The following is a 10,232-nucleotide window of genomic DNA, read 5'->3' as shown; positions in this document are numbered from 1 at the left end:
CATGGCGATCGCGATCCTCACCACCATCGCGCTGATCGTCAAGCAGGCGAACGGGCTCGGCTCGAACCTCGGCCTGGGTCTCGGTCTGCTGCTGGTCGCGCTGGTGATCGGCGGCGCGGTCGGCGCGTTCGTCGCCGCGCGCGTCGAGATGACCAAGATGCCGGAACTGGTGGCGGCGATGCACTCGCTGATCGGTCTCGCCGCCGTGTGTATCGCGTATGCGGTGGTGTCGGAGCCGTCCGCGTTCGGTCTCGTCGATCCGGAGAACACCGCGCCGGGCTTCCTGCCGTATGGCAATCGCGTCGAACTGTTCATTGGCACGTTCGTCGGCGCGATCACGTTCTCGGGTTCGGTGATCGCGTTCGGCAAGCTGTCGGGCAAGTACAGGTTCCGGCTGTTCCAGGGCGCGCCGGTCGTGTATGCCGGGCAGCATCTGATCAACCTGCTGCTCGCGCTCGCGATGCTCGGCTTCGGCGTGATCTTCTTTCTCACGCAATCGTGGCTGCCGTTCATCATCATGACGCTGATCGCGTTCGTGCTCGGCGTGCTGATCATCATTCCGATCGGCGGCGCGGACATGCCGGTGGTCGTGTCGATGCTGAACTCGTATTCGGGCTGGGCGGCGGCGGGTATCGGCTTCTCGCTGAACAATCCGATGCTGATCATCGCGGGCTCGCTGGTGGGGTCGTCCGGTGCGATTCTGTCGTACATCATGTGCCGGGCGATGAACCGCTCGTTCTTCAACGTGATTCTCGGTGGCTTCGGCAATGAGCCGGGCGCGGCGGCGGCAGGTGGGTCGGCTGAGCAGCGTCCGGTGAAATCCGGCTCGGCCGATGATGCAGCGTTCATGCTCGGCAATGCCGAAACCGTGGTGATCGTGCCGGGTTATGGCCTCGCCGTCGCACGCGCGCAGCATGCGTTGAAGGAACTGACCGACAAGCTGGTGGAGAAAGGCATCGAGGTGAAGTACGCGATTCACCCGGTGGCCGGCCGCATGCCTGGGCACATGAACGTGCTGCTCGCCGAAGCCGAAGTCGCCTATGACATGGTCTACGAAATGGACGACATCAACGGCGAGTTCGGGCAGGTCGACGTGGTGCTGGTGCTCGGCGCGAACGACGTGGTGAACCCGGCGGCGAAGAACGATCCGAAGTCGCCGATTGCGGGCATGCCGATTATCGAGGCGTACAAGGCGCGCACGGTGATCGTCAACAAGCGTTCGATGGCAGCAGGCTACGCCGGTCTCGACAACGACCTGTTCTACATGGACAAGACGATGATGGTGTTCGGCGATGCGAAGAAGGTGATTGAGGATATGGTGAAAGCGGTCGAGTAAAGCTGCTTGAAATGAGTTCGCGGTTTGCCTCCCCACGGCAAACCGCGATCGTCACTTCGGCTTCGCATTCACATGCCGCAACAGATCCGCAAGCCGTCTGCCTTCCTGATCCGGATACTGTTCGCGCACCTGAAGATTCTGGATCTTCTCCAGTCCGAAATTGCGGAAATCCCCGCGCAGTTCGCACCATGCGCCGAGCGTCCAGCGCGCGCCCCAGTAGGCGAGCGCAAGCGGCCAGACACGACGCTCGGTCGCCGCGCCGTTCACATCGACGTAGGCAAAGCTCACCACGTGCCGCGTGTCGATCGCACGATGCAGCGCGTCGAGTTGCGCGGAAAAATCCCCTTTGATGTGAAACGACGGCGCAAAGACCGCCAGCCTTTCCAGCGTCGCGCGTTTGTCGGCGGGCATGGCCGAGGCGATTTTGGCGAGCGCCCCGCGCGCGCCGCCCGCGAAACCGGCGCCACCCCACGATTCGAGCATGCGCGCGCCCGCGGCGAGCGCGGCCAGTTCGTCGGCGGTGAAGGTGAGCGGCGGCAAACTCGCCGTGCGGCTCAAGCGGTAGCCGATGCCGGCTTCGCCTTCGATCGGCACCCCTGACAGTTGCAGATCGCGTACATCGCGATAGACCGTGCGCAGTGAGATGTTGAGCCAGTCGGCGAGCTGCTGCGCGGTGGTCAGACGCCGTCCGCGCAGCAGCTCGGCGATCTGGAACAGGCGGTCGGCGCGGCGCGTCATCGTGGGCGTTGGGTAGAGGAGGACAGGGGCAGTCGCGCGATGATAGCGCCGCATGCCGCGCTCCGGTCAGCGTCCGTGCGTGGCGCGTGGCGGCCGCCGCGCACGGACGTCGAGTTGCTTAACCGTTGGTCCGCGAATGCAGGCCGAGGCGGTTGCCCTCGGTATCGGTGAAGAACGCGATATAGCCGATGTCTTGCGGCAGCTTGATCACCGGGCCGTCGGTCTTGCCGCCGGCTTTTTCGACGCGCGCGAGCACGGCGTCGACGGTCGGCTGCGCGTTCAGGTAGACGAGCACGCCGTCGCCTGTCGGCGTCATCGACGGACTGTGGACGATCGCGCCGCCGGTGGCCGGTTCTTCATAGCCGAACACGGCGATCGGCTGGCCGCCGATGTCCTGCACGTTCAGTTTGACGTCGAGCGCGGCTTCGTAGAAACGAACGGCGCGATCGAAATCGACGGACGGAATCTCGAACCATGCAACAACTTTGGATGCTGCGGACATGTCACTCTCCTATGGATGGCGGGTAAGCCGTGCAAAGCGCCGGATGGCGTGAGAGGGAGTGTGCGGGGGTGCTACTGACAGCGTGGTGTCAGTAGGGGTGGCAGGAGCGAGCAAAGAAGTGGCGGGGCTAAAGCACACGGCAGGCGAAAAAAAACCGCGAGGCCGGTTCACGGCTCGCGGTTTTTATCGCCTTGCAGCGGTGCTGGAAACGATAGGTCTCAAGCCGCTGGCGTATCGGTTTGCGGCCGTTGCCGCACGCTGCCCGCGATCAGGTCGAAGCGGAACAGGCGGCATTCGAGCGCGCCGTTAAAGAGCGGCGTCTTGGTCGATTCACGCAGGCGCAACTGTCCCGGCAACTTGCGATCCGACGTCAGGATAAACGCATGCCAACCGGTGAAGCGTTGCTTGAGCGCGTCGCCGAGCGAATGGAAGAATTCGCTATCCGGCGTTTCTTCCTGAGCGCGGCGAAAGCCCTCATCTTCGCGGCTCTCGCGATTGCCGCGGCCTTCGCGTAGCTCGCCGCGCGCGTTACGTCCGCGCACTTCGATCCGTTCGCCATAGGGCGGGTTGGCGACGAGAATGCCTGCGGCGGAACGGGGCGGCGTCATGTTGCGCGCGTCGATCTGCTTGAGCGGAATTGACGGCAGGCCGGCACGCTGGAAGTTGGCGCGCGCCTTGTCGAGCATGTCGCCGGAAATATCGCTGCCAAAGATCTGCAGATCGGCACGCGAGCTACGCGCGGCATGTTTCGCGTCGAGCGCGGCGGCCTTGAGCGCTTGCCAGGTCTTGGCCTCGTATTGCTTGAGCTTTTCGAAGCCGAAGCGGCGTTCCGCGCCCGGCGCGATCTTCAGCGCCACCTGCGCGGCTTCGGCGAGGAACGTGCCGCTGCCGCACATCGGGTCGTACAGCGGCGTGCCGGCGGTCCAGCCGGTCAGACGCAGAATGCCCGCGGCCAGATTCTCACGCAGCGGCGCCGCGCCCTTGTCGAGGCGCCAGCCGCGCTTGAAGAGCGGATCGCCCGAGGTGTCGAGATACAGCGTGCAGTCTGTGGCGGTAAGAAACGCGAACACGCGCACGTCGGGCATGGCGGTGTCGATGCTCGGACGCGCGCCGCTGACTTCGCGCAGACGGTCGCAGATCGCGTCTTTCACACGCAGCGTGGTGAATTCCAGGCTGCGCAGCGGCGATTTGATCGCGGTGACGTCTACGCGCAGCGTTTCGTTTGCGGAGAACCACTGTTCCCAACGCTGTTCGACGGCGAGCGCGTAAATGTCCTGCTCGCTGCGATACGGGCGATGCGCGATTTTCAGCAGCACGCGGCTCGCGAGGCGCGAATACAGGTTGGCGGCCATGCCGGCAGCCCAGCCTCCGCGGAAATGCACGCCGCCCGGCACTTGTGCGCCGGCCGTGAACGGCGCGCCGTTCAGGTGCTGGGCGGCAATTTCGGCGAGTTCAGCCGCGAGCGAGGCTTCAAGGCCGCGCGGGCAAGGGAGGAAGAAATCGAAGGACATTGAGGTTGCCGGAAGGCGTTGAATAAGGCGCTATTGTACGCGGTCGGGCTGAGCCGCCATGCGCGATCGTCTGGCGGCAAGCGCGCCCGCTTGCGCGGCGGCGCGGCGAGCGGTTTCCACCGCGACGCGCTATCTGACCGCGCGCGCCGTTTTTGCCGGCCAGACCAGCTCCAGCGGATGCCGGAACACCCGTTGCCAGATCGCGCCGCGCAGCGAGCGCACCGCGTTGCGCCGCAAGTCGCGCGATTTCACCGCCATATAGAAGGCGAGCGCGAAACTCACCGCCACATTGAGTATCGCCATGCTGCCGACACCCGCCACTGCCCACCACAACTCCGGCAGCTTCAGCGCGTCCTTGCCGAGCACGCCGAGCGCGACGCCGATCGAACCGGCGCTGAGCGTTACGTGCCGCACTTCGAAGGAGAACGCGAACGCGGTGAGAATCGCCGGCACCAGGCCGAGCATCAGCCCGAGCGTGATATTGCCGACGACTCCGGCCACATTCGCGCGGCAGAACCGTGCGATCCGGTTGGCGCCGGCCGCGCCGAGCGTCAGGCGCAGACGGCGGTTGTAGGCGAGGGCGTCGGCGACGCGATGCAGCACGAACCAGTTGTCCGCCCAACCCGCGAGCAGGCTGGACGACCACAGCAGCACGCCGGTCAACGCGGCATAGAACGGCGTGGGCCCCCAGAGCGAGAAGGAATGCAGCGTGGCGTGCGCCTTCGCCGGTGAAATGATGTCGGCGTGAAACAGCGCGTGCCACAGCAGTTGCACGCCGAGGCTCACGGGGAACACCAGCAGCACGTTGCCCAGTACCGCGGCGGCCTGGGTGCGCATCAGCGCGGTCACCGAACTGACGAAACTGTCGACCCCCGCCGGCGTGCCGACACCGTCGAGTTCCCGCGCGAGCGTCGGCGCGGTCATGGCCGGCTGCTTGGTGGCGAGCGAGAAATGCAGAAAGTGCATCAGCAGGAAGCTGGCCGCGTAGTTGATGCCGGCGAGCAGCCCTTCGAACATCGCCTGAAAATGCGCGCCCGTAATGGCGAATTTCACGCACACCGTGACGACGGTGACGAGGCCGCCGCCGGCCGCCATGCGCAGCATCTTCAGATATTCGGTGCGATCGCGGGCGATGTAGTGCTCACCCGTATCGGCGCTGTATTCGACGACCTTGCGCGCCAGCAGAGAAAAGTTGCTGCGCATGAGATGCGCGACGCTCTGGCTCGCATGATTCGCGTCGACGAGTTCGGCGGTAAGACGCGCGCCGGCGTGCGGATCGTCGTGCGCCATCCATGCATTGAGCAGATGCTCGGCGCGCACGATCCGCATGCGCATCCGTTCGACCTGGAACACGATGTCGACGCTCACGCCGTTGCGATAGAGGTGCGCGAAGACGTTGTCGGTCGCGCCGCGGCATTCGTCGAGCAGCAGCCGCAGATAGTTGACCTCGTGCAGCAGCGGGTCTTGCGGGGCGCCCGCCACGAACGCCTGATGCGCGGCTTCGACGGCGAGCATCGCACGCGTGAGCCGGTAGAACGGCTGCTTTTCCATCGCGACGCGCATGTCGCTGGCCTCGTGGGCGTCATGGCCGTCGCGTCCACGGTGCGCGTGATCGAAGCCGTGCTCGTCCGGATCGGCTCCGCCCAAACGGCTGCGCACGGTTTGCGACAGGCCCGTCGAGCTGATCTGGCAGGTCAGGTTATGCAGCGCGGCCAGCAGGTCGAGCGAAAACGGCGTGGCGTCGCGTTGTTCGTCTTCGTCCGCCGCGTAGTCGAAAAGCGCGTGAATGCGGATCAGCAGATCGGTGGAAAGCGCGCCGATCCATTCGGCGTCCCGCTCCGAGCTGAACATGAGCGTGACGATCGCGGTGAGGTCGCGCCGGTTCGGCGCGGGCGGAATCAACGCTGCTTCGAGCCGCTCGAACAGCGCACCGAAGAAGCCCGAATGCACGGGCATGCCGGCGTCGCACAGCAGCGAAAGGCCGTCGCTCTCGCGCAGCAGAGCACGCAGAATGCCGGCGACGTTGGCCTTCCAGACGGGATTGCGATCCAGCACATGCAGGAGGTAGCGGATTCGCGTGTGCGCAGGGATCGAGTGGCTAGCGGTGTCTTCAGCGGTGGCGCCGGATTGGACCACGCGGCCCCGGCGAATCCAGTGAGCGAGCTCGATCAGCCACTCACTGCGCTCCGGATAGGGGGCAGTGCGGTCGGCGATCGCCAGCAGCGCATCGAGCTGGTGACCGCCGTCGCGCGAAGCGCGCCATTTCCTGATGAGTCGTTTGAGCGAGTCGAACACTTCAGGCGCCGGCTCCCGCAGCGCTGTCCGCTGAAGGACACGCCGGCACTGCCGCGCTCACAGTCGCTCCTTTTGCCGAAGAAGAGGTCGCCTTGGCGCCTTGACCTTGCGGAGCAGCGGCAGCCATGGCCTGTACCGCCGAAGCCACCTGCGCGGAAATCCGCTGCAGCGCGCGCCGATGCCCGTCGACCAGCGCGTCATACCCGCCGCTCACCGGTTCGCTGACCACGCTGCGGCACGTCATCACCGTGTTGCTGCGTACCGCGCGAACGCTCCACACCGCGTCGATCAACGCATGTGAACCCGGCCATGACTCGAAGCGCTGCACATTCATGCTGATCCGATACACCGGCGTGGCATCCGGGTGCGCGGTGCCGAACACGTCGATCGTGTTGAGCTGCTGCGTCAGACTCGTCGACAACGCGCGCCGGATCTCGTCGCCGGGCAGTGAGGCCCAGCGCTCTTCCTCGAGCACTTTGACCTGCGTCGGTCCGGTTTGCACGACCAGTTGATTCTTCGACACCTGCGGCGGCACGTCGATCGGCGCGACTTCGATCAGCCACGCGGGCGCAGCCGCCGTGCGGGCGCTGACCGGCGCGGCGGCTCCGGCAGCGCTATCCGCTCCCAGCGTATAAAAGCGGCTCGACGGCGACGAGCACGCCGCGAGCGTCACCAGTCCGGCCAGAGCGCCGGCAAGAACGGCGCCGCGCGCGAACCCGCGCGGCGGGCGAGGAAGCCGGGCAAGCATCATGGTTTATCTCCTGTTTTACCGCGCAACAGCGATTCGGGATGGCGCTCCAGATAATCCGACAGCGCATTGAGCGACTGCAACGTGCGCGTCAGTTCCTGCAGCGCCTGATGAACATCGGACTGCAACGGCGAGTCCTGCTGCAACGTCGCCTCAGCCGAACCGAAGGTTTGCTTCGCCGCCGCGAGCGTATCGCGGGCCTGCGGCACCACTTCCTTGTCGAGTCGCGTGAAGAGCTGATCGGCATTCTTCAGCGCACTGTTGAGGTTGTTGCCGATCTGGTCGAACGGCACCTTGTCGAGCTTCTTCGCGATGTCGGCGACCTGGAGCTGCAACTCGTCGAGCGTGTTCGGAATGGTCGGCAGTTCAAGCGGATCGCTCGCCACGTCGACGGTTGCCGGCGGCGCCTTCGGGAAGATGTCCACCGCCACGTACAACTGGCTCGTAATCAGATTGCCGGTGCGCAACTGGCCGCGCAAACCGTGTTTGACGAGCTGTTGCAGCATGGTTTGACCCGCGAGGCTGCCCGGTGCCGGCGCGGTTTCGCGGAAGCGCCTGCCGAGGCGGTCCGGATAGAGGTTCATCGTGACCGGCATGGTGAAGCTGCGCGTCTTCGGATCGTAGTCGATGCCGATGTTGGTCACCTGCCCCAGCACGATGCCGCGGAAATCGACCGGTGCGCCGATCGACAGGCCGCGCAGCGACTGGTTGAAGTTCATCACCACGCGCAGCGGCACGCCGTCCGGCTCGCGCATCGCATCGGCTTCATCCGAACCGAGGCGGAAGGTCATGTTGTTCGGCGCCTGCGCGCCCACGCCTTGCCCCGGCGGCGACTGGAACGACAGGCCGCCCACGATCACCGTGGCGAGCGACTGCGTGTTCAGCTTGAAGCCGCTGGAATCGAGCCGCAGATCGACGCCGCTCGCATGCCACCAGCGCGAATTGGTCCCGACGTACTGGTCGAACGGCGCGGACACGAAGACCTGCATGGTCACGCCGGTGCCGTCCTTGTCGAGCGAGAAGCCGACCACCTGGCCGACCTGCACGCGCCGGTAGAAGATCGGCGAGCCGATGTCGATCGAGCCGAGCGAGTCGCCGTGCAGCACGAACTGGTGACCCTTCTGGTCGCCGGTAATCGGCGGCGGCGTTTCAAGGCCGACGAAGTCCTTCTCGGTATCCGGCGAGTGCCCGGCGTCCGCACCGATATACGCGCCCGAGAGCAGCGTGGTGAGACCCGACACGCCGCTCGCGCCGACGCGCGGCCGCACCACCCAGAAGCGCGAATCCTTGACCGCGAAGTCTTCGCCTTCCTTGGTCAACTGCACCTGTACCAGTACGTGCGACAGATCTTTCGACAGCGTGATGGTCTTCACGGAGCCGACGTCGACGTCCTTGTACTTCACCTTGGTCTTGCCCGGTTCGAGCCCCTCGGCACTGACGAAGCTGATCGTGATGGTCGGGCCTTTCGCGGTGACCGATTTGATCACGAGCGCGATGCCGATCAGCGCGGCGATCAGCGGAATCACCCAGACGAGAGACGGCAGCCAGCGGCTGCGCGGTTCGATTTCCGGGTCTGGGAGTTGGGGCGGCAGCTTCGGTCCGTTCGAATCGTTGCGCGGCGCATCGGAGGCGGGCGTCGGTTCTTGCGGGCTAGTCATGTTTGAGGTCCTGAGGTTTTTGGGTATTGCGCTTCACGCCGCCTTGCACGCTGCCTTCCACGTGATCCCAGATGAGCCGTGGGTCGAACTGCATGGAGGCCAGCATGGTCAGAATCACCACCGAGCCGAAGGCGATCGCCCCCGGGCCGGCCGTAATGACGGCAAGCGATTTGAAGCGCACCAGCGCGACGGTCAGCGTGACGACGAACACGTCCAGCATCGACCAGCGCCCGATCCGCTCGACCATCCGGTAAAGCGTGATGCGCTGGTCGGGCCGCCAGCGCGAACGGCGCTGCGCCGTGATGGTGAGCAGCACCAGCACGCTCAGCTTGAGCATCGGCACCATGATGCTGGCGATAAACACGATCACCGCGAGCGGCCAGTCGCCCGAGGTCCAGAAGTAGACGACGCCGCTCATGATGGTGTCGTCTTCGGAGCCGAGCAGCGACGCCGTGTGCATCACCGGCAGCAGGTTCGCGGGAATATACAGGAGCGCGGCGGCAATCAGCAGCGCCCACGTGCGCATCAGGCTGTCGGGGTTGCGCGAGTGAAGGTGCGCGCCGCACCGTGAACAGTGCTGCGCCGTGACGGAGCGAATGCGCGGCTCGACGCGTCCGCACGCGTGGCAACTGACGAGGCCCGCGCGTCTCGCGGTGATGTATTTCATGGCGTGCTCATCCTCGACGTGGCACCGGCGGCACCGGCGGCAACGCGGTTGGCTCCGCGCCACGCACGTCTGGCGGAGCGGGCGGTCCGGCGACCGAGTTGACGGCGGCGGCCGCGCTGTCGGCGGAAGTGCGCGGCAGCGGCCGTTGGTCGCGGGCGCCCAGTTCGTCGGCGAGGTCCCACAGAATGCGCGGATCGAACGTGACCACCACGGCGAGCATCAGCGTGAGCACGCCGAACGCAAACAACGCCGCCTCGGGAATCACGCGCGCGAGACTCACCATCTTCACGATGGTGATCAGTATCCCGAGCATGAAGACTTCAATCATGCCCCACGGGCGCACGAATTGAATGGCGCGCAGCACCCGGTTGAAGGCGCGCGGCACATAGCCGGCGCGTAGCGGAATCAGCACATAGAGCAGTGCGACCAGTTCGGTCAGCGGGAACAGGATGGTCGAGCAGAACACCATGACCGCGACGATCTGCATGTCCTCGTCCCACAGCGCGACGAGCGCGCCGAACAGCGTGGTCTGCGACGTGATGCCGTTGGTTTCGAGTTCGACGATCGGGAAGCCCTGCGCGATCAGGAAGGTGATCAGCGCGCCCAGCGTCATGGCGCTGATGGCGTCGAGCTTGCGGGAGACGCCGCGATAAAGCGTAGCCCCGCAGCGCGGACAGCGCGCGAGCGTGCGCCCGACAAGCCGGGGTTTGTGGAACAGCGTATCGCACTCATGGCACGCGATCAGGTTGTCATGTTCCATAGGGCAAAGGGCTGACA

At 65.5% G+C, this 10,232-nt stretch carries 9 protein-coding genes; 1 reads left to right on the top strand and 8 read right to left on the bottom strand.

Features of this window, described 5'->3' with window-relative positions:
- Window positions 1-1,336 (top strand): NAD(P)(+) transhydrogenase (Re/Si-specific) subunit beta (locus P0D71_RS14885; protein WP_408479311.1); only part of this gene is annotated, 1,336 nt, incomplete at its 5' end.
- 51 nt (window positions 1,337-1,387) lie between these two features.
- On the opposite strand, the gene P0D71_RS14880 is transcribed toward P0D71_RS14885, so the two are convergent.
- The 8 genes from P0D71_RS14880 to P0D71_RS14845 form a co-directional block, all read right to left on the bottom strand.
- A complete protein-coding gene (locus tag P0D71_RS14880; protein ID WP_408480739.1) occupies window positions 1,388-2,128 on the bottom strand; it encodes a helix-turn-helix transcriptional regulator in 741 nt (246 codons plus the stop codon).
- A 64-nt stretch (window positions 2,129-2,192) separates the two neighbouring features.
- The gene (locus P0D71_RS14875; RefSeq protein ID WP_091796706.1) at window positions 2,193-2,576 is read right to left on the bottom strand and encodes a VOC family protein; all 384 of its coding nucleotides are present in this window, start codon (window positions 2,574-2,576) and stop codon (window positions 2,193-2,195) included.
- A gap of 218 nt (window positions 2,577-2,794) precedes the next feature.
- Entirely contained in the window at window positions 2,795-4,087 is a 1,293-nt protein-coding gene (locus P0D71_RS14870) for a THUMP domain-containing class I SAM-dependent RNA methyltransferase (protein WP_408480737.1), read from the bottom strand.
- Window positions 4,088-4,216: 129 nt separating this feature from the next.
- Window positions 4,217-6,382 carry a site-specific recombinase gene (locus P0D71_RS14865; RefSeq protein WP_408480735.1) on the bottom strand — a complete coding sequence of 722 codons (2,166 nt, stop codon included), beginning with the start codon at window positions 6,380-6,382 and terminating at the stop codon, window positions 4,217-4,219.
- Window position 6,383: 1 nt separating this feature from the next.
- Window positions 6,384-7,133: a PqiC family protein gene (locus P0D71_RS14860; RefSeq protein ID WP_408480733.1), complete on the bottom strand. Its 750-nt coding sequence runs from the start codon at window positions 7,131-7,133 to the stop codon at window positions 6,384-6,386.
- Window positions 7,130-8,788 (bottom strand): PqiB family protein, encoded by a 1,659-nt coding sequence (locus P0D71_RS14855; RefSeq protein WP_091796702.1) that lies wholly within the window; start codon window positions 8,786-8,788, stop codon window positions 7,130-7,132. Before P0D71_RS14855 ends, P0D71_RS14860 begins: the two co-directional genes overlap by 4 nt.
- On the bottom strand, window positions 8,781-9,455 hold the full coding sequence (locus P0D71_RS14850) for a paraquat-inducible protein A (protein WP_408301089.1): 675 nt from the start codon (window positions 9,453-9,455) through the stop codon (window positions 8,781-8,783). Before P0D71_RS14850 ends, P0D71_RS14855 begins: the two co-directional genes overlap by 8 nt.
- A 7-nt stretch (window positions 9,456-9,462) precedes the next feature.
- Window positions 9,463-10,215 carry a paraquat-inducible protein A gene (locus P0D71_RS14845; RefSeq protein WP_091796700.1) on the bottom strand — a complete coding sequence of 251 codons (753 nt, stop codon included), beginning with the start codon at window positions 10,213-10,215 and terminating at the stop codon, window positions 9,463-9,465.
- Window positions 10,216-10,232: the final 17 nt, after the last annotated feature.

It is taken from the genome of Paraburkholderia sp. RL17-383-BIF-A (assembly GCF_046028015.1).
GTDB lineage: Bacteria > Pseudomonadota > Gammaproteobacteria > Burkholderiales > Burkholderiaceae > Paraburkholderia.
The sequence above is the reverse complement of the archived record's forward strand: the minus strand, read 5'-3'. Positions and strand labels throughout refer to the sequence as shown.

Excerpts from the sequence above, each read along its gene's own strand:
- P0D71_RS14845 (WP_091796700.1), bottom strand. The coding sequence starts at position 10,215 with ATGGAACATGACAACCTGATCGCGTGCCATGAGTGCGATACGCTGTTC.
- P0D71_RS14880 (WP_408480739.1), bottom strand. The coding sequence starts at position 2,128 with ATGCGGCGCTATCATCGCGCGACTGCCCCTGTCCTCCTCTACCCAACG.
- P0D71_RS14855 (WP_091796702.1), bottom strand. The coding sequence starts at position 8,788 with ATGACTAGCCCGCAAGAACCGACGCCCGCCTCCGATGCGCCGCGCAAC.
- P0D71_RS14875 (WP_091796706.1), bottom strand. The coding sequence starts at position 2,576 with ATGTCCGCAGCATCCAAAGTTGTTGCATGGTTCGAGATTCCGTCCGTC.
- P0D71_RS14850 (WP_408301089.1), bottom strand. The coding sequence starts at position 9,455 with ATGAAATACATCACCGCGAGACGCGCGGGCCTCGTCAGTTGCCACGCG.
- P0D71_RS14870 (WP_408480737.1), bottom strand. The coding sequence starts at position 4,087 with ATGTCCTTCGATTTCTTCCTCCCTTGCCCGCGCGGCCTTGAAGCCTCG.
- P0D71_RS14860 (WP_408480733.1), bottom strand. The coding sequence starts at position 7,133 with ATGATGCTTGCCCGGCTTCCTCGCCCGCCGCGCGGGTTCGCGCGCGGC.